General features: G+C 71.2%; 18 protein-coding genes. 15 read left to right on the top strand and 3 right to left on the bottom strand.

The window, feature by feature from the left end:
- The first annotated feature begins 816 nt into the window (after window positions 1–816).
- From ssd to AKI01S_RS09625, 4 genes are all read left to right on the top strand, one after another.
- Window positions 817–1,872, top strand: coding sequence for a septum site-determining protein Ssd (gene ssd / locus AKI01S_RS09640; protein ID WP_067814088.1), 1,056 nt, complete (start codon window positions 817–819; stop codon window positions 1,870–1,872).
- A gap of 34 nt (window positions 1,873–1,906) precedes the next feature.
- On the top strand, window positions 1,907–3,070 hold the full coding sequence (locus tag AKI01S_RS09635; RefSeq protein WP_067814086.1) for a TadA family conjugal transfer-associated ATPase: 1,164 nt from the start codon (window positions 1,907–1,909) through the stop codon (window positions 3,068–3,070).
- 894 nt (window positions 3,071–3,964) lie between these two features.
- A complete protein-coding gene (locus AKI01S_RS53300) occupies window positions 3,965–4,315 on the top strand; it encodes a type II secretion system F family protein (protein WP_067814084.1) in 351 nt (116 codons plus the stop codon).
- Complete coding sequence (locus tag AKI01S_RS09625; protein ID WP_245681544.1) at window positions 4,312–5,094, top strand: type II secretion system F family protein; 783 nt, start codon at window positions 4,312–4,314, stop codon at window positions 5,092–5,094. Before AKI01S_RS53300 ends, AKI01S_RS09625 begins: the two co-directional genes overlap by 4 nt.
- Before the next feature lie 426 nt (window positions 5,095–5,520).
- On the opposite strand, the gene AKI01S_RS09620 is transcribed toward AKI01S_RS09625, so the two are convergent.
- Entirely contained in the window at window positions 5,521–6,342 is an 822-nt protein-coding gene (locus tag AKI01S_RS09620; protein WP_245681543.1) for a helix-turn-helix transcriptional regulator, read from the bottom strand.
- Window positions 6,343–6,496: 154 nt separating this feature from the next.
- On the opposite strand from AKI01S_RS09620, the gene AKI01S_RS09615 reads away from it, so the two are divergent.
- The 4 genes from AKI01S_RS09615 to AKI01S_RS09605 all read left to right on the top strand — a co-directional run bounded on the left by AKI01S_RS09615 (window position 6,497) and on the right by AKI01S_RS09605 (window position 11,378).
- Entirely contained in the window at window positions 6,497–7,354 is an 858-nt protein-coding gene (locus tag AKI01S_RS09615) for an NAD(P)-dependent oxidoreductase (protein WP_067814080.1), read from the top strand.
- Window positions 7,355–8,344: 990 nt separating this feature from the next.
- A complete protein-coding gene (locus tag AKI01S_RS09610) occupies window positions 8,345–8,560 on the top strand; it encodes a DUF4244 domain-containing protein (protein ID WP_245681542.1) in 216 nt (71 codons plus the stop codon).
- A gap of 1,302 nt (window positions 8,561–9,862) precedes the next feature.
- Window positions 9,863–10,519, top strand: coding sequence for a TadE family type IV pilus minor pilin (locus tag AKI01S_RS48985; RefSeq protein WP_369688711.1), 657 nt, complete (start codon window positions 9,863–9,865; stop codon window positions 10,517–10,519).
- A gap of 397 nt (window positions 10,520–10,916) precedes the next feature.
- Window positions 10,917–11,378, top strand: coding sequence for an Rv3654c family TadE-like protein (locus AKI01S_RS09605; RefSeq protein WP_083999242.1), 462 nt, complete (start codon window positions 10,917–10,919; stop codon window positions 11,376–11,378).
- 711 nt (window positions 11,379–12,089) lie between these two features.
- Here the strand turns inward: AKI01S_RS09605 and AKI01S_RS09600 are convergent.
- The gene (locus tag AKI01S_RS09600) at window positions 12,090–12,404 is read right to left on the bottom strand and encodes a hypothetical protein (protein ID WP_157419745.1); all 315 of its coding nucleotides are present in this window, start codon (window positions 12,402–12,404) and stop codon (window positions 12,090–12,092) included.
- A gap of 10 nt (window positions 12,405–12,414) precedes the next feature.
- Between AKI01S_RS09600 and AKI01S_RS09595 the strand changes: the two genes are divergently transcribed.
- On the top strand, window positions 12,415–13,005 hold the full coding sequence (locus AKI01S_RS09595; RefSeq protein ID WP_157419744.1) for a hypothetical protein: 591 nt from the start codon (window positions 12,415–12,417) through the stop codon (window positions 13,003–13,005).
- Window positions 13,006–13,117: 112 nt separating this feature from the next.
- Here the strand turns inward: AKI01S_RS09595 and AKI01S_RS09590 are convergent, their stop codons facing one another.
- Window positions 13,118–15,418 carry a DEAD/DEAH box helicase gene (locus AKI01S_RS09590; protein WP_083999240.1) on the bottom strand — a complete coding sequence of 767 codons (2,301 nt, stop codon included), beginning with the start codon at window positions 15,416–15,418 and terminating at the stop codon, window positions 13,118–13,120.
- 250 nt (window positions 15,419–15,668) lie between these two features.
- On the opposite strand from AKI01S_RS09590, the gene AKI01S_RS09585 reads away from it, so the two are divergent.
- The 6 genes from AKI01S_RS09585 (at window position 15,669) to AKI01S_RS09560 (ending at window position 22,622) form a co-directional block, all read left to right on the top strand.
- Window positions 15,669–16,022 (top strand): STAS domain-containing protein, encoded by a 354-nt coding sequence (locus tag AKI01S_RS09585; protein WP_067483866.1) that lies wholly within the window; start codon window positions 15,669–15,671, stop codon window positions 16,020–16,022.
- A 15-nt stretch (window positions 16,023–16,037) separates the two neighbouring features.
- A complete protein-coding gene (locus tag AKI01S_RS09580) occupies window positions 16,038–16,502 on the top strand; it encodes an ATP-binding protein (RefSeq protein WP_067814072.1) in 465 nt (154 codons plus the stop codon).
- Window positions 16,503–16,698: 196 nt separating this feature from the next.
- Entirely contained in the window at window positions 16,699–17,424 is a 726-nt protein-coding gene (gene uppS, locus AKI01S_RS09575; RefSeq protein ID WP_067814070.1) for a polyprenyl diphosphate synthase, read from the top strand.
- Entirely contained in the window at window positions 17,421–18,887 is a 1,467-nt protein-coding gene (locus tag AKI01S_RS09570; RefSeq protein WP_067814068.1) for an oxygenase MpaB family protein, read from the top strand. The genes uppS and AKI01S_RS09570 overlap by 4 nt, the downstream gene beginning before the upstream one ends.
- Before the next feature lie 434 nt (window positions 18,888–19,321).
- Window positions 19,322–21,766 (top strand): sodium-translocating pyrophosphatase, encoded by a 2,445-nt coding sequence (locus tag AKI01S_RS09565; protein ID WP_067814066.1) that lies wholly within the window; start codon window positions 19,322–19,324, stop codon window positions 21,764–21,766.
- Between the two features lie 385 nt (window positions 21,767–22,151).
- Window positions 22,152–22,622: a SixA phosphatase family protein gene (locus AKI01S_RS09560; protein ID WP_067814064.1), complete on the top strand. Its 471-nt coding sequence runs from the start codon at window positions 22,152–22,154 to the stop codon at window positions 22,620–22,622.

Genomic DNA, 22,622 nt, shown 5'->3' with positions numbered 1-22,622 from the left:
GGCGCCCTGATCGCTCAGGGCGCCGCCACCAGTCACGTCACACCGGGTTACCAAGCGTGCACCTGTATTCGTCGGAGCGGGTCAAGCCCGTCTCGACGCGCCTCCCGCGGCTGGTCGCGCGTGGGTACCCGGCTGCCGTGCTCGGACACTTCGTCCGTACAACCTGTGTACGCCTCATTTGCGCTGATGGCAAGCCCTCGATTGGTAAAGGAAGTCCCTTAAGGGGAGGCTGGGACGGGAACGCGCGGTGTGCGGGAGACGTTACGTGGAGTCGGAAACGTCGCATTCCGGGCGCCTTCCTCCTCCGCCGTTTTGATCACTCACTGTGATCGTTTCTTTTTCGTGACGGTCCCGGAGAGATCTTTAGCGGCCCGGTACGCTCACTGTCCGTGCCGTTGCAGGTCGCTCCCTCTCGGAGCGGGAGTGCAACTTCGTAACCAGGTGAGAAAAAACAACACCTGGCGAGCTTCTTTCCCGCTCGACGGAACTCTCGGTGGTCGGGCAGCATATGTTGCATCTGCCTACACTGGAGACGGCGACTTTGCCCCCGCTATAGATCAATCTGGCATGGCCGCTTAGTGCGTTCCGCCCCGAGGCTTTCTTGGGAAAACGGGCCGGCTCTACCCCCCCGGAGCCGGACCGTCCGGCGACCCCCGCTCTCCCCCCCGGCGGGGGTCGCCCTGGCGTTGGGAAAGGGTGGCGGCCATCGCACCGATGGCCGCCACCCGCCGAAGTTATCCACAGGCTGGGGAAACCTCTTCCGCCGCCGCTCGCCGGACCCGCATCGTGGAACTCCGACTTCCCCCGGAGGCCCCCATGACCTGCGCGGCGACCATCGTGACCGGCGACGCCGGACTCGCCGACGACCTCCTGCGCCTGGCGGCCGCGGCCGCCGCCCGCGCCGACGTCGCCCACAGGGCGGCCCAGGCCCGGACCGCCTGGCACCGCTGCCCGCTGATCCTGGTCGGAGCGGACCTGGCCGAGGCGGTCGCCGCCGAACGCCTGCCCCGCCGCTCCGGCATCGTCCTGGTGACCCGGGCCGACGACCTCGACGACGCCTACCGGCGCGCCCTGCGCGTCGGAGCCCAGGACCTCGCGGTCCTGCCCGACGAGGAGGACTGGCTGATCGAGGCGCTGGCGGCCGCGGCCGACCCCACCGCCGCCCGGGCGACGACGGTGTGCGTCCGCGGGGCGCGCGGCGGCGTCGGCACCAGCGTCCTCGCCGCCGCCCTGGCCCTGACCGCCGCCGAGACCGGCAGGCGCACCCTGCTCGTCGACGGCGACCCCCACGGCGGCGGGATCGACCTGCTCCTCGGCCTGGAGGACACCGAGGGGGCGCGCTGGCCCGACCTGGCGACCCGCCGGGGCAGGCTGAGCCCGGCCATCCTCCGCGAGGCCCTGCCGCGCCGAGGCGACCTGTCGGTCCTGTCCTGGCGCGACACGGGCGTCCCCGTCCAGCCGGAGGCGGTCCACGCGGTCCTGGGCGCGGCGACGCGAGCGTTCGCCCTCGTGGTCGTGGACGTCCCCAAACACCCGGGCGACATCGGCTCCGCCGCCCTGGCCCTGGCCGAGGTGGGCCTCCTCCTGGTCCCCACCGAGATCCGCGCGACCCTGGCCGCCGCGACCCTGCGCGGCGCCCCCGCCGACCTCCGACTGGTCACCACCGGCCCGTCCCCCGGCGGCCTGACCCCCGAGCTGGTGGCCCAGTCCCTGGACCTCCCCCTGGCCGGAGCCCTGGAGAGGGACCGCCGGGCCTCTCGGGCGGCCGAGGACGGAGACCTGTCCCGGATCCTGCGCCGTGGCCCCCTGTCCACCCTGTGCGCCCACCTGCTCACCAGCCTGACGCGGACCCCCGCCCGCCAGGCCGCCTAGCGGCGGGCCCGGCCACCCGACACGGGAGACGACCATGGAGAAGCACCTGTCCGAAGCGGTCCGCGACCACCTCGCCACCACCGGCGCGGAACCGACCACCGGAAGGCTGGCCGCCGCGATCCGCGCCGAACAGCGCCTGCTGGGCGACAGCGAGGTGCTGGAGCTGTCGGCCGCGTTACGAGCCGAGTTCACCGGCGCGGGCCCCCTGGAGCTGCTGCTCCACGACCAGGACGTCACCGACGTCCTGGTGAACGGCCCCGCCGAGGTCTGGGTGGACGCGGGCCACGGCCTGGTCCGCACGGCCATCCGCTTCCCCGACGAGCAGACCCTCCGCCGCCTGGCCCAGCGCCTGATCGCCACCACGGGCCGCCGCCTGGACGACGCGGCCCCCTACGCCGACGCCCGCCTCTCCGGGGGCGCCCGCCTGCACGCGGTCCTCCCGCCCATCGCCCCCAACGGAACCTGCCTGTCCCTGCGCCTGCCCCGCCGCCGCGCGTTCACCCTGGCCGAGCTGGTGGACACGGGGGCGATCCCGGCCGCCGGGGCCGAGATCCTCGCCGCCCTGGTGAGGTCCAGGGCGGCGTTCCTCATCACCGGCGGCACCGGGACGGGCAAGACGACCCTGCTGAGCACCCTGCTCGGCCTGGCGTCCCCCACCGAACGCCTCCTCCTGGTCGAGGACTCGACCGAGCTGCGCCCCGACCATCCCCACGTGGTCCGTCTGGAGGCCCGCCCGCCCAACGTGGAGGGCGCGGGCGGAGTGACGCTGGACGACCTCGTCCGCCAGGCCCTCCGCATGCGCCCCGACCGCCTCGTGGTGGGCGAGGTCCGCGGCGGCGAGGTGACCATCATGCTGAGCGCTCTGAACACGGGTCACGAGGGCGGCTGCGGGACCCTCCACGCCAACCGCGCGGCCGACGTCCCCGCCCGCCTGGAAGCGCTGGCCTGCGCCGCCGGCCTGACCCGCGAAGCGGTCCACAGCCAGCTGGCCGCCGCCCTGGACGTGATCGTCCACCTGACCCGGACCCCCGAGGGCCACCGCCGGGTGGCGGAGATCTGCCTGCTCCGGCGGGCCTCCGACGGCCTGGTGGAGGCGCTCCCCGCGATCACGTTCACCCCGACCGGCGACCTGGTCACGGCCCCCGGAGCCGAAGCCCTGGCCGCCCGCCTGTCCATCCGCGGCGGAGGCACCCCATGACCCGCTCACCCGACGGCCCCGGGCCCTCCCTCGTCCCGACCGTGACGCTCCTCAGCCCGGACCGGGAGGCGTCATGACAGTGCTCATCGCCACCCGTCCACGCGGCGGGCCCTGGCCCGGTGACGCCAGGCCTTCCCTCATGGCTGTCGAGATCGCTCGCAAGCTCCCGATCCCGACACCGCTCGATCCGGACCGGGCGGCACCATGACCTGGGCGACCCTCCTGGCGACATGCTGCGCGGCGGCAGCGGCGTGGCTGCTCACCGGCACTTCCCAGGCGGCCCGCAGACTGACCCGCCTGCAAGCCGGTCCCCAGGCCCATCCACTGCCGACCAGGCTCCACCAGGCCCTGACCACCCACCTGAGCCTGCTCAGGGAACGCCGCCACCGTTCCCAACGATGGCGGACAGCCGTCATAGAACTGTGCGACGGCATGGCCGCCGACCTGACAGCAGGCCGAACCCCGGAAGAGGCCTTCAAAGCGACCGCCAGGATCCTCCCGCAAGAGATCTCGGCCTTCCTCCTGGCCCCCGCACCCCAAAGCGTTTTTCAAAGCGGCCCAACTCCGTGGGACGCCACCGCACCCCGATACAACTCCGTGCACCCAGGCCACTCCACCCCCTGGAGCAACACCCCTCAAGACAACCCCACACCACAACCCAACGCCCCACTGCGATCCGGCCCCGCGCCCCGGAATACCCCCGCCCCACAGAACGGCCTGCCACTCGCCAAGCGAGCGAATGCCGCACATTCAGCGGCCCCACCCACACAAAGCACCCGCAGAGACCAAGCCAGAAGACTGCTCCCGCCATTCGGGCCGGCGGCGAACGAACCCTCACCAGAGGACTTCGCCGCCCTGCCCTCCCTCGAACGGCTCGAAGCGCTGGCGGCGGCCGTGCCCGGAGCGGAAGGGCTGCGCCTCCTGGCGGCCTGCTGGCACATCGGAGCCGAACGCGGCGGAACCCTCGCCACCGTCCTGGACGGCCTGGCCGCCGCGCTCCGCGACGAGGAGGCCCAACGCCAGGAGATCGCCACCCAGCTCGCGGGACCCCGCACCACCGCCCGGATGGTGGCCTTCCTCCCGCTCCTCGGCCTGGGCATGGCGGCGATGCTGGGAGCGAAGCCCCTGGAGTTCCTTCTCGGCACGCTCCCGGGCGTGGCCTGCCTCGTCCTCGGCGTGGCCCTCGACCTGGCCGGACTGCACTGGACGCGCCGACTGGCCCAGGCGGCGGAGGGCCCCCGATGATGGCCGAGACCGCGGCCGTCCTGGCCATGACCACGGCCGCCTACCTCTGGACCGGCGCCCCCAACGCCGCCGAGCGACGCCTGACCCGCCATCTCCCCACCCCCGCGACCGCGTCCCAACGCGAAGCGAACAGCGGCGACACCACACCAGCGACCAAGACAAAGGTCAGCGACCAGCGCGAGACGATGCTGCGCTGGGCGGCGGTGGCCGGCGTCGCAGTGGGCTGCATGGTGGTGCTGGGCGTCCTGTTCGGCGGAGTGGTGGCGATCATCCTGGGCGCCCTCCTCCACCGCTCCTTCGAACGGCTCGAACGGGCGGAGCAGCGCGCCCGCCGGGCCCGCCTGATCGCGGACCTGCCCATCGCGGTGGACCTCCTCGCCGCCTGCCTTCGCGGCGGCACCCCGTGGAACGCGGCGGTGGACGCCGTGGCGGAGGCGGTCGGCGGGCCGCTCGGCGAGGAGTTGCAGGCGTTGGGGGTCAGGATCGGGCTGGGCGTCGATCCGGAAGAAGCCTGGCTCGACCTGGCCCGAGACCCGATCCTCGCCCCGCTGGCCCGAACGGCCGCCCGCGCGGCCGACAGCGGAGCGGCTCCGGCCGCGGCACTGTCCCGCCTGGCCCGCGACCAACGCCGCACGGCCCACGCGGCGGCCACGGCCCGCGCCCGAGCGACGGGCGTCCGAGCCCTGCTCCCGCTGGGCCTGTGCTTCCTGCCGGCCTTCGTGTGCATCGGCATAGTCCCCGCGGTAGCGGGCCTGGCGGCTCCCCTGACCTTTCCCTGAGCCCCAGGAGGACCTTCCGTTCCGCCCTGACGCGCCAATGTTCCCGCGCACGTCCACAGCTTCGCGGTGCCATTCCCGGGCCGAAGAACAACACCACCTGCAAGAGCCACAACATGACTTGAAAAAACATCAAAAACAGCACACATCAAAAACCCGTGCACCAAAGACCGAGAAATCCAAGAGACGGAACATGGTAGATCGATCGCCAATAACGGATTGACCGGCCACCCCGGAGTGAAATCCCCTCACCTCTCCCGATGGATCCCCACTGAACTCAGTCCAACCACGGCAACGCTGTGACCTGGCCTTTCGTTGCCCTCACTCTTCAATCGAATATCACCCTCACCCTGTGGCCAGACACGAAAGGGAGACAACCATGGCCCCACCCGTCGCCAGAGGAACCGAACCCATCCGGCCGCTGCTGCCTCAGCCGCTCACCTCCGCCATTTCGAGCAGCAGCATCGCGTCGTGGTCGGGGGTGCCCGGCTCCGCCTGGTAGACCACCAGCCGGTGCCCCTCGCTGCGCGCGACGGTCAGCACCTCGTAGGACAAGGTCATGGGGCCGACGGCGGGATGCTGGAAGCACTTGCGGCCGTTGGTGCGCTTGCGCACGTCGTACCGTTCCCACAGGGTGGCGAACTCCTGGCTCTTGACGACCAGCTCTCCCACCAGGCTGACCACGTCGGGCGCGTTGGGGTAGGTCCCGGCGACGGCGCGCAGATGGGCCACCGTGGCCGCGGCCACCTCGTCCCAGTTGCCGTAGACGCGTTTCCCCTGCGGATGCAGGAACGTGTAGCGGGCGGTGTTCCGTAGCGCCACGGGCCATTCCTCGATCCCCGGCAGCAGCCTCATCCCCGCCTCGTTGGCGGCCAGCAGATCGTTGGCCCGGCTCAGCGCATAGGCGGGGTACGGACGGACGATCTCCAGCAACCGCCGCACCTCCGCCCTGACCTGCTGGGGCGGCCGAGCGGCGTTCGGCTTGACCGTGGGAGCGTTGGCCAGCTCGAACAGGTGCCCGCGTTCGTCCTCGTCCAGCCGCAGCACCTCGGCGATCGCCTCCAGCACCGGCGGGCTGGGGTTGCTCTGTTTCCCCTGTTCCAGCCGGGTGTAGTACTCGATGCTCACCCCGGCCAGCATCGCCACCTCTTCGCGGCGCAGTCCGGGCGTACGGCGGCGTCCGGTGGTCGCGGGCAGCCCCGCCTCCTGGGGCGAGATCCTGGACCGCCGGGCCTTCAGAAACTCTCCCAAATCTGCCTTCGTTGCCACCGCTCGAGTATGTCGCCTCGCCGATCACCCAAGGGGTGCCCTCCCAGGGCCCCCCTTGGATGGGCCTGCCTCGTCACCGGCCAGGCCGAGCACTGTGGTGCCACAAGCCGATCAGGCGCTGACCAAGGAGGAAACGATGGCGGTTGTGGCGGTTGTCGGAGTCGGCATCATGGGCCGGGGCATGGCGGTCAACCTGGCCCGCGGCGGGCACGACGTGATCCTGTGGAACCGCAGCCCGCTGACCCCGGAAGCGCTGTCCTCGATCCCGGAGACCGCGCGGGTCGCCTCCACACCGGCCGACGCGACCCGCCAGGCCGACGTGGTCTTCGAGGTGACCGCCGACGACGAGTCCTCACGCGCGGTCTGGCTGGGCCCCGAAGGCATCCTGGCCGGCGCCCGCCCCGGCACGATCCTGATCTCCTCGGCCACCCTGTCGGCCGGCTGGGTCGCCCAGCTCGCGGACGCCTGCGCGGAGCGGGCGCTGACCTTCTACGACATGCCACTGACCGGCGGGGCGGAGGGCGCCCGGACCGGCAACCTGACGATGCTGGCCGGCGGCGACCCGGCACGGCTGCCCGAACTCGCCCCGGTGCTGAAGGCCATCTCCCGGGAGGTCCGGCACTTCGGCCCGGTCGGCTCCGGCACCCGCTTCAAGCTGGTGCTCAACGCGCTCCAGGCCGCGCACATGACCGCGTTCGGTGAGGCCATGAAGCTCGCCGCGTCGGCGGGCCTGGACCTGGACCAAGTGGGCGCGGCACTGCGGGAGCGGCCGGGCGGCGTCATCACCAGGATGGCGCACGACAACATGGTCACCCCACCCGAGCCGATCAACTTCTCCGCCGAATGGGCGCGCAAGGACCTGGACTACGCCGCCCGCCTGGCCGGACCGACCGACTACCCCCTCCTCGGCGCCACCCTGTCGGTCTTCACCCAAGCGGTGGCCGACGGCCACGGCCGAGAGGACTGGAGCGTCGTCAACCGCCTCACCCCTTGACCGACCCCATCCACATGAACGCCAGCCGCACGGACCGGCGGCCAGCCGACAGGACGCGTTCACCCGTCACGGGCTGACGAACCCACCCCCGCTGGCCGCCGAAACCAAGGGCGAAGCAGACCCCAATGCCCAACCTTGGCGCGGGCCCGGACGATGAGCCGAAGGCGGCGCCGTCGGACCAGGCGCCACATTCCCGCGCTTCTCCACTCAACGTCCCAGAGGATTCGCGCAGCGATCGTGCGCGGCGACTGCGCCCCTTAAGAGCCAGCCAGACCGCTTGCGCACCGTGGCGTCGACAAACCCGAGGCACACCCCCACCCCGTTCCACGGCGACTCCCCCCTGCGCAGCCCGACGCCCTCACTGCGACGCAGCCCCGCGAACTCCACAAGGGCATAGCCATCCGCAGCAATGACGCGCTCCTGATCGAGATCGGCCAGGGCACGAGCGCACCAGCCACTCCAAGGTGTCCGGCGCGACCTCCCAGCCGATGAACTCATCGGGCTCCACCGAGGCGCCGGGGTGGAGCATCAACATGCAGGCCCAGTAGCGACAGCAGCTACAACCACACATCGACGGCCGCAACAAGAACGGCAACCTCGTAGCGGGCGGCGATCCCACGCCCGCTCAGGGTGGCTGAAACAACGCTGGCCCACATTGCGGCACCGCTAGACCTATCCAGTCAGAGCCGCAACGGCGATTCAGCCATGCATCGCGCCGACCACCGACCGCTCCACCCGGTCACCTGCCTACATAGCGCGCACGCCACAGAGACAGAGCTGGCGAGAGCCGTGCCCCAACCAAAGAACGACTGGCCAAGGGCGACCACAACGCCACTGTGAACCTTCTGATCATCGCCCGCACGTCGCGGATCGACGCCCGCGAAAGAAGTTATCCACAGGTCGCCGTAGAGGCTGGAGACGATCAACCCATGCCCCGCACTCTTGGAACGCGGGCGCACCGAGCGTCCCGAGCGATGGAAGGAGTTCCTGATGAGAACGATGAGGGCGCGGCTGATCAGGGCCCTGCGGGTGTTGAAGCGGCGCTGGAGGGGGACCCGAGACCGAGGCGCGGCGACGGCTGAGTACGCGGTCGTCCTGGTCGCCGCCACGGCGTTCGGCACCGCCCTCTTCAAGATCGTAACCAGCCAGGAAGTCCGCAACCTGCTCTTAACGATCTTGAAAAAGGGTCTACAGCTGAGCAGCTGACACCTGCCCAACAGCGCCGGCGGTCACACACGACTCCCACAGGCGTTCACCGCAAGACCCACAAGCGCGCATAGCCCTACGCAAGCAGCACCGCACGCAACCTCACGCCCGCCTCGGTGTGCAGCCCGTGATGTGCAACAACACGGACCCGCGCGAATCCACGTGTGGCTCCCGTACGTGCGGGCGCTGTACGCAACACGCGACCTTGCACCCAGCTCCGACGCGCAGCCCACCCAGCCTTCGCGTACAGCCCTGCACGTACAAACCCCGCCCACGAGGCGACCCAGCGAACGAGAGAACCCACGCGCCCCCACACCGGGCTCTGCACACAAACTCGCACATGGCCCCGCACGACGTGCCCGTGTGCGGCTCCTACAAGAGCAAGCCGCAATACGCGCGACGACATTGGAGGTGAGACCTGAGAACGTTCGTGCGCAAGCGCCAGGAACGTCCGCCGAGGGCGGCAGCGTGGTGACCGGGAACCAGCAACGCTCTAGCCAGAAGCGATGACCTGTGGCCCCCTAACCTCCTCCCGCCGCCCCAAGCCTGGTCACCATGCGCGCGGAGTGAAGCGCCAAGCGTTTCTGGAACCAGCCAGAAACGTCCCAGGTTCTCGCCTCCCAAGCTGGCGCAGGCTATCGCCCGTACGCACGAACCAGCGCATATGCAAGCTCGCACGTGCCCCAAACGCAAACCCATGCGGCCTACGCGGATCTGCGCCTCAGTTTCCACCACATGTAAAAACGCTGTCCGCGCATGGCGCTGTCCGCGCATGGCGCTGTCCGCGCATGGCGCTGTCCGCGCATGGCGCTGTCCGCGCATGGCGCTGTCCGCGCATGGCGCTGCCGGTATCAGGCGCTGTCTGTGTGAGGCGCTGTCTGTGTGAGTGGTGTTTGCGCGGGGCGGTGCTGCCCTGAGGCGGTGTTAGCGGGTGGAGAAGCGCTCACGAAGCCGCGCTCACGAAGCCGCGCTCACGAAGCCGCGCTCACGATGCCGCGCTCACGAAGCCGCGCTCACGAAGCCGCGCTCACGAAGCCGCGCTCACGAAGCCGCGCTCACGAAGCCGCGCTCACGAGGTGGCGATTGACGAGGCAGCGCACGTCCGAGGCAGCGCACGTCCGAGGCAGCGCACGTCCGAGGCAGCGCACGTCCGAGGCAGCGCACGTCCGAGGCAGCGCACGTCCGAGGCAGCGCACGTCCGAGGTGGGTGTCTGCGTGGCGGTGCGCGTCTGCGGTGGTGAGTCTGCGTGACGGCGGGTTGTGAGCAAGGTTCGTTGGGATGTGCGACGAGTGGGCTCAGGCATGGGAACTGAGCGCATCAGCAGAGGAGAGCTAGGCATGTACGTGCGAAGAGATTTGCGAATCGAAGAGGTGCGAACCGGACGTGTCCCGGCGGGAGGGATGGCTGCGAATGGCTCTTGGGGGGAGGAGGCGTCGGAGAGAAGAGGGTGGGCAGCGCTCGTACGAGTAGATGGCGTACGAGCCGAGAGCGTGCGGGTGAAATCGGTGAGAGCTGGGCCCCTGCGGGATCGGGGTGCGGTTACGGCGGAGGTCGCCTTGGTGTTGCCCACGCTGGTGCTGGTCACAGCGGTTGCGTTGTGGGGGATTCGGGTGGCGTCGGTCCACCTGGCCTGCACGGACGCGGCTCGTAGCGGGGCCCGCGCGGCTGCGAGGGGAGAAGCCCTCCCTGCGGTTCGGGATTTCGTGGCCCGTGCGATTCCGCGTGGTGCGGCGATCAATATCCGTCGTGATGCCGTGACCACTCGGGTTTCCATCACCGCCAAGGTCCCGGCCCCGGCCGCGGCCAGGCTTCCGTCTCTCACCGTCCAGACTCATGCCATCGCGGCCACCGAACCCGGTACGGCTGAGTCCGGTCCCGTTAAGGCTGGTCCTGCCAAGCGCGGTCCGATTGAGCTTGGGGACGTTGGAGCCGATGCGCATTCGCCCCGAGACCGCTGAGTGGGCTTGGAGCGCGCTGGGCGCGGGGCCGTTGAACGCGGGGCTCTCGGGCCTGACAGCCGTGGAGGGGGAAGTGCGGTGAGTTCGGAATGTCGGTGAGCCGTGGCCGTCGTGGCTGGACTTTGTCGAGTTCTGGTCGGTGGCTTTGGAGCCGTGGAGCCGTGGAGCCTGGGGCGGAGAGGAGCGCGCTGGGCGGCGAGGAATCCACGCGGTAACGGGTGGAGCGATGGGCCTGGCTGGTCCATGTGCCGTGGCTTCTACGCCGGCGGGTCAGATCGCGAAGCGGTGTCGTGCTCGCCGAGAGCTGGTGAGGCGCGAGCCCCAGGCGAGCGCCGTGGGTCAGGGCTTTTGAAACACGGTCTCGAAGCTCGGTGAGTGAGGAGGGGGCGAGGGGCTTATGGGCGGGGCTATCCGTTCGTGGGGTGGAGGGAGGGGAGGGAGGCTGACTGGGGAGAGAGGCGGCGCGGTCTGGCGTTCTTGGAAAGGGCGTGGGTTGCGGAGGTGTGAGGGCGCGCGGGAACGGGGGGCCGGGGCGGTCTGGGTGCTCGCGTTCATGGCTGTCATCTGGCTCGTCGGAGCTGCGGTCGTTGTGGGAGGTGGTGTGCGGATCGCTCGGCAGCGTGGGGAGGTCGCGGCCGACCTTGCGGCGTTGGCCGGGGCCGCGCGTGTCGGGGAGGGGGAGCGGAGCGCCTGTCGGGTGGCCGGACGGATCGCGAACGGTTCCGGTGGACGCCTGGCGGCGTGTTCGGTGCGGGGCGGGATCGTCGAGGTCGAGGTGGTCGTCGGCGTCCGTGTGCCGGTCGGGGGCGGTGGGCTCCGGATCGTTTCCCGGGCCAGGGCTGGCCCTGTCGGGCCGTAGGGGCGTAACCTGACGCCCCCGTGGATCGTTGCACTCGGTGTCAATAGGTTCCCGGAGGTGGGTGTTGGCGACGATGGAGTCGCTTTGTCACCTTCCTGTGACTTCCGTTACTGGGTAGTACGTTACGCTTCCGTAAGCCCGTAGTTATCACTCGACACAGCGGCCACTCACCCCCGAAGGCCGAAGACCCCCGCAGGGCTCGGTGTCCGGGCGTGAGCAGAACGCTGTCGGCAGATCATCCGATGAAGGGATTGAGGCCGTGACCAGGATTCGCAGGTTCGGTGCAGTCGCTCTCGCCGCACCCCTTGCGATGGCTTTCCCGGTTCTCGCCGCGACCCCGGCTCAGGCTGCGGGGACGGGTGTCGCCTCTCCCGCGAACGGTGCTGTGATCACTAGCGGCTCCGTGGCGACCGTTCGCGCCAACATCGGCACCTGGCCTCCGTTCGCGAAGCTCTGGGTGGATGTCCCCGGCGTGGGTGACACCTATCTCACCTCGCGTACCGGCCGTGGGTCCATGTCGGGCACCGTCTCGGTGCGCCGCAACGGCCGTTACAAGGTCACGGTCAGAGGCTCCATCTTCAACGACACCTACGCCACCAGCACCTTCACCGTGCGCATCCCTCCGGCGCGTCCCAGTGGGTTGTCCACCAGTGTGTCCGGGCGCAACGTCACCGTCCGCTGGAACCTTGGCCTTGAGGACGACCTGACCGGCTACACGGTCAGCGGCAACGGCGTCACCCCCGCCAGTGGCGGGGTCGACAGGTTCTGCTCCGGTACGAGCTGCTCGGCCACGTTGAAGGCCAGCGGGAACGTGAGCACGGCGTCGATCAGCGTGCGGGCCCAGCGGCCGAGCGGCACGGGCGGTTCGGTCGCTTCGGGCGCGAGCATCGCCAGGGCGACGTTCAGCAACGGTGACAACGGTGGCAGCACTCCTCCGCCGTCCTCCAACGTGCCGACGACGCCGCCCGGCACCACGCCGCCGAGCCAGACGCCGCTCACGCCGTTCAACAACCAGTCGCCGGTCACCCTGCCGTCGGTGCAGCCGCCGGGCAGCACCCCCGGCTTCACCTACCCGGCCCCGCAGGTCCTCGGGACGAGCGCGCCGAAGGCCACGAACGCCGCGGCGACCGACAGCCTGCAGTGGGGCAAGAGCATCGGCATCGCCCTGATCCTGCTGGTCATCGCCGCCCACCTGGGCACCTGGACGCGGCGGCTGCGGGTCGCGCAGGCCGGGGTCAGCGACAAGGGCATGGCCGCGCGCATGGCCCGCGCCGGGGTCGGCCGCAAGCGCGTCGCCCGGCAGCGCGAGCAGATCGCCCGTGCGGAGGCGCTGGCGAAGACCGTCGGGACCTCCGCCAAGCCCGGCCGGTCCACCAAGGCCGCGGTGAAGGACGACAAGGCCCCCGGCGCCACCAGGACCGCGGTCCTCGCGGTGAAGGCGGGCGACACCAAGACCGTGTCGGCGGCGGCCAAGACTCCGGCCGCCAAGCCCGCCAAGCCCGCCCGGCGGCGCCCGGCGACGCTGGGCAAGCGCCAGAGCGGCGTCGAGGTGCGGATCGCGGGCAAGGACGGCGCCCAGCCCGCCAGGGGCCACCGCTCCAGGAAGCACCGCAAGAGCGCCAAGTAGGCGAGCACCCGTACGGAACGGCCGCCGGCTCCGGAAGGGGCCCGGCGGCCGTTTCCGTCATCGGCCACCGCGTCAGCGCGCCGTTCGCTCCCGTGGACCTGCGTGGTGTCGGTCAGGGACGGCCCTGGAGGAGTTCGCCGAGCATCAGCAGGGCCCCTTGCTTGTCCAGCGGGTCGTTGCCGTTGCCGCACTTGGGGGACTGGATGCACGAGGGGCAGCCCGACTCGCACTCGCACGCCGCTATCGCGTCGCGGGTCGCCGTCAGCCACTCGGCCGCGTCGCGGTAGCCGCGTTCGGAGAAGCCCGCCCCGCCCTCGTGGCCGTCGTAGACGAACACCGTCAGCAGGCCCGTGTCGGGGTGCAGGGCGGTCGACACGCCGCCGATGTCCCAGCGGTCGCAGGTCGCGAACAGCGGCAGCAGGCCGATCGAGGCGTGTTCGGCGGCGTGGGCCGCGCCCGCCACGTCCATGTCGCCCAGCGCCTCGATCTGGTCGGGTGACAGCGTCCACCACACCGCGCGCGTGCGCAGCGTGCGGGGCGGCAGGTCGAGGGGTTTCTCGCCGAGCATCTCGCCGGTCTGGAGGCGGCGCATCTGGTAGGCGACGACCTGGTTGGTGACGTCGACCGTGCCGAAGTTCAGGGTCGCCTCGCCCCACCTGGTCGAACGCAGCCGTTCCACGATGGTGATGTCGGTGACGTCGCGGGCCGTCGTCGAGTAGTCGGGGTCGGCGGGCTCCACCAGGGCGACCGCGTCGTCCAGGTCGAGGGTCTGCACGATGAACGACTCTCCCTGGTGCAGGTAGACCGCGCCCTCGTGGACGTGCGAGTGGGACGACGCCTCGTCCACCGTGCCCAGCAGGCGGCCGGTGCCCAGTTCGACCACCTGCACGGGGACGCCGCCGGCGCCCCGGATGTCGGCCATGTCGCAGGCGCGGTCGCGGCGGGTCCAGTACCAGCCGGCGGCGCGGCGGCGCAGCATGCCCCGGCGGACCATGTCGGGCAGCAGGTCCGCCGTCGTGGGGCCGAACAGCTCGGCGTCGGCCTCGGTCAGCGGGATCTCGGACGCCGCCGCGCACAGGTGGGGTTCGAGGACGTAGGGGTTGTCGGGGTCCAGGACCGTCGCCTCGACGGGCGTGCCGAAGATCGCCTCCGGGTGGTGGACGAGGAACGTGTCCAGCGGGTCGTCCCGCGCCACCAGCACCGCCAGCGCCTCCTGACCCGACCGCCCGGCGCGCCCGGCCTGCTGCCACAGGGAGGCGCGGGTGCCGGGCCACCCGCAGATCACCACGGCGTCCAGCCCGGACACGTCCACGCCCAGTTCCAGCGCGTTGGTGCTGGCCAGGCCCACGATCTCGCGGTCGCGCAGGGACGCCTCCAGCGCGCGGCGCTCCTCGGGCAGGTAGCCCGCGCGGTAGGCCGCCACGTGGTCGACCAGTTGGGGGGCCGCTTCGGAGAGGGCGCGCTTGGCGCCGAGCGCGACGGCCTCGGCCCCCCGGCGGGAGCGCACGAACGCGAGCGTCTGCACGTCCTCCACCACGAGGTCGGCGAGCAGGTCGGACGCCTCGGCCGTCGCGGTGCGGCGCACCGGCGCGCCGTGCTCCCCGCGCAGGTCCGTCAGCGGCGGCTCCCACAGCGCGAACGTCGCGGGCCCGCGCGGCGAGGCGTCGTCGTCCACCGCCACCACGTCCAGCCCGGTGAGGCGGGACGCGGCCGCGGCGGGTTCGGAGGTCGTCGCGGACGCCAGCACGAACGTGGGCGAGGCGTGGTAGCGGGCGCAGATCCGCCGCAGCCGCCGCAGGATCTGCGCCACGTGCGAGCCGAACACGCCCCGGTACCCGTGCGCCTCGTCGATCACGACGTAGCGCAGGCGGCGCAGGAAGCCGCTCCACCGGGCGTGCGCGGGCAGTATGGCGCGGTGCAGCATGTCGGGGTTGGTCAGCACGTAGTTGGCGTGCTGGCGGATCCAGGAGCGCTCGTCGTAGGGCGTGTCGCCGTCGTAGGCGGCGGCGCGGACCCGCGTCAGCCGCAGGCGCCGCAGGGCGCGCAGCTGGTCGGCGGCCAGGGCCTTGGTGGGCGACAGGTACAGCACGGTGCCCGCGTCGCGTTCGTTCTCGGCGTAGAGGGAGGCGACGGCGGGCAGCAGGTAGGCCAGGGACTTCCCGGACGCGGTACCGGTGGCGACGATCACGGACCGGCCCGCGTGGGCGTGTTCGGCGGCTGTGACCTGATGCTCCCAGGGCGCCTCGATCCCGGCGGCTGTGAGCCGTCGCACCAGCACCTCGGGTGCCCACTCCGGCCACTCCACATGACGGCCTTGACGTGCGGAAACATTCTCCACATGGGTGATGCGGCCGCGGCGGGAGGGGTCCGCCAGCAGCCGGTCCAGGGGAGAAGAGGATCTTTGGTCGCCCATCAGGTTTTCAGTCTGCCAGCATGGGCAAAACTACGGGAACGCCCCGGCGCCGGTGGTCCCGTTCCCCCTGCCACGACCGGCAGATCAGCAGGTCAGACGGGATGGCGCGAAGTTTCGCCCAGTCGGGCGATAACCTGCCTGCACACGGCCGGAGCGTGGTTGAATTTCGACGGAGTTCCGTCGCCCCGGCCGTCCGACCCGGATGTCCGGGCGTCGGAAATCGGATGTGCTGTACGGCGCTGGAGGACCTGTGGACCTGAAGGTGAACGACTACACCACCGACGACGGCCTGACCGTCATCACGGTGGAAGGCGAGATCGACGTCTACACGGCGCCGAAGCTTCGCGAGAAGCTCATCGATCTGGTCAACAAGGGCAAGTTCCACCTGCTGGTGGACATGGAGAAGGTGGAGTTCCTGGACTCGACGGGACTGGGCGTCCTGGTCGGCGGGCTCAAGCGGGTCCGCGCCCACGACGGCTCGCTGGAGCTGGTCTGCACCCAGGAGCGCATTCTGAAGATCTTCCGCATCACGGGCCTGACCAAGGTCTTCGGCATCCACGACTCGATCGCCGATGCCGAGGAGAAGCGCAAGGGCGCCAAGTAGGCGGCCACCGCTGAGATGGCGACCGTTGAGCTCTCATTCAGTGCGCTGCCCGTCCACGTCCGCACGGCCCGCCTGATCGTCACCGCCGTTGCCCGGCGCAGTGGCATCGACGAGGACCTGCTGGACGAGGTGCGGCTGGCGGTCGGCGAGGCGTGTTCGCGGGCCGTGGAGGCGCACCGTCTGCACTGCCCGGACGAGCCGGTGCGGATGGAGATGACCGCCGCCGAACGGCGGTTCGAGGTCATCGTGAACGACTCGGTTCCCGGCGACGACTCCTCCGGGACCGGGAGGCCCACGACCCCCGCGGACCTGCCCAAGGTGACAGGACCGGACGATCTGGAGTTCGCGTTGGGCGACGGCGCGGCCGACCTCGGTCTGGCCGTGATCGCGGGACTGGCCGACGACGTGGACATTTCCACCACCCCCAAAGGCGTCCAGATCCGCATGAGCTGGCCGGTCGAGGCGGCTCCCACCACCTGAGGACGCCCGAGACGCCGACGAAGGCCCCGCACTCCCGGTGCGGGGCCTTCGTCACGTTCGAGCCGGACGGCGAGCTCTCCGCCTGACCGCGAATTTCCGAAGTTCACCCCCTCCACACGCTTCGTTGCTTACAGTGACGAAGGCGTCGCATGTCGTCCCCCCGGTGGACGTGCGGTGCGGGTGAGGAGGTCGGTGGATGGCGGGACCACCGCGCCATGTGGCGTGCGTGATGGACGGGAACGGCCGCTGGGCCGCGCGGCGGGCGCTGCCCCGGACGGCGGGGCACGCGGCGGCCGAGGCCGCGGTGATCGACACCATCGAGGCCGCGCACGCCGCCGGGGTCGAGTGGCTGAGCCTGTACGCCTTCTCCACCGAGAACTGGCGCCGCCCCACGGCCGAGGTGGACTTCCTCATGCGGCTGGTGCGGCGGACCGTCCGCAAGCACGCGTTGACGCTGCACGCCCGGGGCGTACGGTGCCGGTTCCTGGGCGCCGCCGACCCCAGGGTCCCGCCGCCGCTCGCCCGTGACATCGCCGACCTCATGGAACTGACCCGCGACAACCGGCGGCTGACGTTGACGGTCGCGTTCGACCACGGGGGACGCCGCGACATCGTGGCGGCCGCGCGGGCGCTCATCCGCGACGGGGTTCCCGCCGAACAGGTCACCGAGGAGAGCTTCGCCCGCCACCTGCCCCACCCGGACATGCCGGACGTGGACCTCGTCATCCGCACCTCCGGAGAGCAGCGGATCTCCAACTTCCTGCTCTGGCAGGTGGCGTACGCCGAATGGATGTTCCCCAGGGTGCTGTGGCCCGACTTCCGGGCCGGACATTTCTGGGAATGCCTGGACGCCTACCGGCGGCGCGAGCGCCGGTTCGGCGCGGTCCCGGCACCGGCCACGACGGAAGAGAGAACGCGATGAGCGACGACACGCCGACCACGCCCGCCCCCGGCGCGCCCGACCCCACGACCCTGCTCGGGCCGGACTCGCTGCTGTACGGCTTCTGCGACGACGCCCGCTGGGGCCTGGCGGTGGTGCGGGCGACGGCCCTGGAGGCCGCCCACCCCCAGATCGGCGCCGCGCTGGTGGAGAACTCGACGTTCGTGGCGCACCCGTGGCGGCGGCTGCGCAACACGCTGGTCAGTACGCAACGCGTGCTCAGCGGCGACCCCGCCGTCCGCGACCGGGAGGTGGCCCGGCTCAACCGCCTCCACGGGCGTCTCACCGGCACCGACGAGCGGGGCCGCCCCTACAGCGGGCTGGACCCCGCGGCGCGCGCCTGGGTGGTGGCGACGCTGTTCGAGTCGACGGTCACGATGTGCCGGTTGAGCGGCGAGTCCCTCGACGGGCCCACGATGGAACGGCTGTACGCCGAGTTCCGGGCGTTCCTGGCGCTGCTGGAGGGCGGCTACTCCGACCACCTGCCGCCCACGGTGCGCGAGTTCTGGCCCTACTACGACGACGTGCTGGAGCGGGGCCTGGAGAACACCGAGGCGCTGCGGATCATTCTGCGCCGGCTGTTCGCGCACATCCCCCCGCCGCCGCTGCTGCGCGGGCGACCCGCCGTGTGGGCGCTCGGCCGGGCCGTGGCCGGACCGGTGGCGGCGGCGGTCGTCGCGGCGTCGCTGCCCGAGGCGTTCCGGCGGCAGATGGGCGTGGGCGACCTGCCGGGCGCCCAGACGCTGACGCGGGGCGTCCACGTCGGCACCGGTGTGGCGACGCGGCTGCTGCCGGAGGCGTGGACGCGGACCGGGACGGTCATGAGCCTGCTGGACCCCGACCAGGCCGCCGGGCCCGGCGCCGACGCGTTGGCGGCGCTGCGCCGCCGGGCGGGCCGCGCCGGGGCACTGTTCCGGCTGCTGACGCCCGCCCCCGACGACGGCGGCGCGGACGGGACCGCGCAGCGTCCGGCCGACCGCTTCTTCACCGAGGTGCTGGACCAGACCGGCGACGGGTACCTGGAATGGCCCGACCTCGCCGCCATGGCACGGGAGATCGCCACCCGGCTCGACCTGGACGCGGACGGCGAGGAACGGCTGTACGAGGCGTTCGCGGCCTGGTGGCGCGAACTGGTGGCCGTCCTGGACGCCGACGGCGACGGGCGCGTCACACGGCAGGAGTACGCCGCGTCCGCCGGGTCCCTGGCCGGGCCCGCGCTGATCAGGGTCGCCGAGACGCTGTTCGAGGCCGCCGACGCCGACGGGAACGGGACGATCAGCGCCGAGGAGCACCGCACGCTGTTCCGGTCCGCGTTCGCCCGCGAGCTGATCGACCCGGACACCGGCGGCCGGTACTCGCGCAGCGCGTTCGTGCGGGAGTTCGTGGCGTTCATGGCGGGCCGCAGGAACTCGACCTCCTACGACGGGCTGCTCGCCCACGGCTGACCGCGGCGGAGTGATCCTTTTCCGCGAACGGCGTCGCCGGTGGCCCCTATGTGGCAATATAAGATCGTTTTCCGGTGACGGGGGTCGGGGCTTTTCCGGACAGTTCCACTTCGGCTTTTATGTAGGACCGGATGTGGCGCGTGGGGCGGGCGTGGCAGAAATCGGCCACCGGTGTCGCTGGTTCAAGAGACACGTGATGAGCTGCTGAAACGCGGGCAGAGAACATGTCTTTGTCAAAACTCAAGCCCGCCTTTGTTGCGCTTCGGCGTCGTTTTCGTTCAGGGAGGCGCGTTCTTCCTGTCGTCCAAGGGTCTGCACTGGCGCCCGGTGTTCGTGTTCACCGTGGGAAGTGTTCCAACCCGTCACCCGCGGGGTACTCGATAAAGATCGTCCCTAGGGGCGATTCCATCGCCACGCTCCCTTGAGGAGGACGGATGTCTGGGCTTCCCCTGTCGAGCCCGGCCGGCGCGCAAGTGGATCTCGGTGGCGGCGACCTGACCCTGGTCGTCATCGTCGCGGTGGTCGCCCTGCTGGCGCTCGCCGTCGCCGCCGCCCTGGTCCGCGAGGTACTGGCCGCCGGTCAGGGCACCGAGAAGATGCAGAACATCGCGCGCGCGGTGCAGGACGGCGCGCTCGCCTACCTGAAACGCCAGTTCCGCACCGTCGCGATCTTCGTGGTGCTGATCCCGCTGGTGCTGTTGCTGCTGCCCGCCGACTCCATGGGGGAACGGATCGGCCGGTCGGTGTTCTTCGTCGTCGGGGCGGCGTTCTCGGCGGTCACCGGGTTCACCGGCATGTGGCTGGCGGTGCGCGGGAACGTGCGCGTCGCCGCCGCCGCGCGCGAGCGGGACGGCGAGCGAAAGGCGATGCGGATCGCGTTCCGCACCGGCGGCGTGGCCGGGATGTTCACCGTGGGCCTGGGCCTGTTCGGGGCCGCGGTGGTGGTGCTGGCCTACCAGGGCGACGCGCCGAAGGTGCTGGAGGGCTTCGGCTTCGGAGCGGCGCTGCTGGCGATGTTCATGCGGGTCGGCGGCGGCATCTTCACCAAGGCCGCCGACGTCGGCGCCGACCTCGTCGGCAAGATCGAGAAGGGCATCCCGGAGGACGACCCGCGCAACCCCGCCACCATCGCCGACAACGTCGGCGACAACGTCGGCGACTGCGCCGGGATGGCCGCCGACCTGTTCGAGTCCTACGCGGTGATGCTGGTCGCCGCGCTGATCCTGGGCACCGCGGCGTTCGGGACCGAGGGCCTGGTGTTCCCGCTGATCGTCCCGATGATCGGTGTGATCACGGCGGTGATCGGGATCTTCGCGGTCGCGCCGCGCGCCAAGGACCGCTCCGGCATGTCGGCGATCAACCGGGGCTTCTTCCTGTCGGCGCTCATCTCCGCCGTGCTCGTCGCGATCGCGGCGCTGCTGTACCTGCCGTCGTCGTTCGCCCAGCTCACCGGCGTCACCGACCCGGCGATCCGCGACCTGGACGCCGACCCGCGCTGGGTGGCGTTCGGCGCGGTGCTGATCGGCATCGTGCTGGCCAGCGCGATCCAGCTGCTCACCGGCTACTTCACCGAGACCAGTCGCAAGCCCGTCAAGGAGGTCACCGGCAGCGCCCGCACCGGCCCCGCCACCGTCATCCTGTCGGGCATCTCGCTCGGCCTGGAGTCGGCGGTCTACACGGCGCTGGTGATCGCCGGTGCGGTGTACGGGGCGTTCCTGCTGGGCTTCGGGAACACCACGGTCGCGCTGTTCGCGGTCGCGATGGCCGGGACCGGGCTGCTCACCACCGTCGGCGTGATCGTGTCGATGGACACCTTCGGCCCGGTGTCGGACAACGCGCAGGGCATCGCCGAGATGTCCGGCGACGTGCAGGGCGAGGCCGCCGCCGTGCTGGAACGCCTCGACGCGGTCGGCAACACCACCAAGGCGATCACCAAGGGCATCGCGATCGCCACGGCGGTGCTGGCGGCGACCGCGCTGTTCGGGTCGTTCCGGACGACGGTGGTGAGCGCGCTGCAGAACGCCGACCAGGAGGCCAGGGACGCACTCGGGACGTTCGGGAACTTCAGCCTCTCGATCGACAGCCCGAACGTGCTGATCGGCCTGATCGTCGGCGCGTCGGTGGTGTTCCTGTTCTCCGGCCTGGCGATCATGGCGGTCGGCCGGGCGGCGGGCCGGGTCGTGGTGGAGGTGCGCGAGCAGTTCCGCAGCAAGCCCGGGATCATGGACTACAGCCAGCAGCCCGACTACTCCCGCGTGGTGGACATCTGCACCCGCGACGCGCAGCGCGAGCTGGCCACCCCCGGGCTCCTGGCGATCATGACGCCGCTGGCGGTCGGGTTCGCGCTCGGGTACGCGCCGCTGGGGGCGTTCCTGGGCGGCGCGATCGCGGCCGGGGTGCTGATGGCGGTGTTCCTCGCCAACTCCGGCGGCGCCTGGGACAACGCCAAGAAGCTCGTCGAGGAGGGGCAGCTCGGCGGCAAGGGCAGCGAGGCGCACTCCGCCACGGTCATCGGGGACACGGTCGGCGACCCGTTCAAGGACACCGCCGGACCCGCGATCAACCCGCTGATCAAGGTGATGAACCTGGTCGCGCTGCTGATCGCCGACGCCGTGGTGACCTACGCGGGCAACCTGTGGATGCGCGTGGCCATCGCCGTCGTCGCGGTCGCCGTGGTGGTCGCGGCCATCGTGGTGTCCAAGCGCCGCGCCGACCCGATCGGCAGCGGCGGCTCCGCTCCGGCCACCGAGGGCGCGCCCGCGCCCGCCGCCGTCGGCGCGCCGGACGCGACCCCGGGCGCGGCGCCCGAGGAGCCGCTCCCGGCGGAGAACGGCCGCACCGCCAAGCCCGAACGGGAGGCCCCGCCCGAGACCCGCTGAGTTCAACCACGACCGGTGTCCCGACCTCGGGGCACCGGTCGTACGCTGTACGAGGTGCGGATGTCTCCACGCCCGCGTACAGACCTGTGGGGGAAAGCGACGATGACCGGAGAGAAGAAGACGGTGTCCGGGGCCAAGGGCTTCGCGATCATCCTGATCGCGATGATCGCCATCTTCGTGGCGCTGATGCTCCTGGGGTACGCGGCGTCCCCCAAGAACTAGGTCGTGTTCCAAAGCCCTGGCCTACGGCGCTCGCCCTGGGGGCTCGCTTCTCACCAGGTCTTGGTGAGCGCGACGTCGGGTCCGGAGGCCAGGTGACGCGCTCCCGTGGGTGGCCGGGGTCCACGTTGAAACAGGCCCTGCCCGGCTGACTAGGGTGGCGGGCATGCCGACGCTCATCGTGCTGCGCCACGCCAAGGCCGTCACGGGCCTCGGGCTGCCCGACTCCGACCGCACCCTGGCCGACCGGGGCCGCCGCGACGCGGCCGCGACCGGCGACTGGCTGCGCGCCCACGACCTGGTCCCCGACCGCGCCCTGGTCTCGACGGCGGCCCGCACCCGCGAGACGTTCGCGCTGCTGGACCTGAAGACCCCCGTGTCGTACGAGCCGACCCTCTACGACAACGACCCGGACGTCGTCCTGGACCTGGCCCGCCAGGCCGACGACGCGGTGGGGACGCTGCTGGTGGTGGGCCACAACCCGTCCATGCACCAGGTGGTCCACGACCTCACGGCCGAGGCCCCGCAGGAGTTCCCGACCTGCGCCCTGGCGGTCATCGACCTCCCGGCCCCCTGGACGGACCTCCGCCGAGGCGCGGGAACCCTGACGACCTACCGCACTCCCAGGTCCGCCTGA

The sequence above is a fragment of the Actinomadura kijaniata NBRC 14229 genome (assembly GCF_001552175.1).
GTDB classification, from domain to species: domain Bacteria; phylum Actinomycetota; class Actinomycetes; order Streptosporangiales; family Streptosporangiaceae; genus Spirillospora; species Spirillospora kijaniata.
Note: the sequence above shows the minus strand (reverse complement) of the source record. Positions and strands in the feature narration are given on the sequence as shown.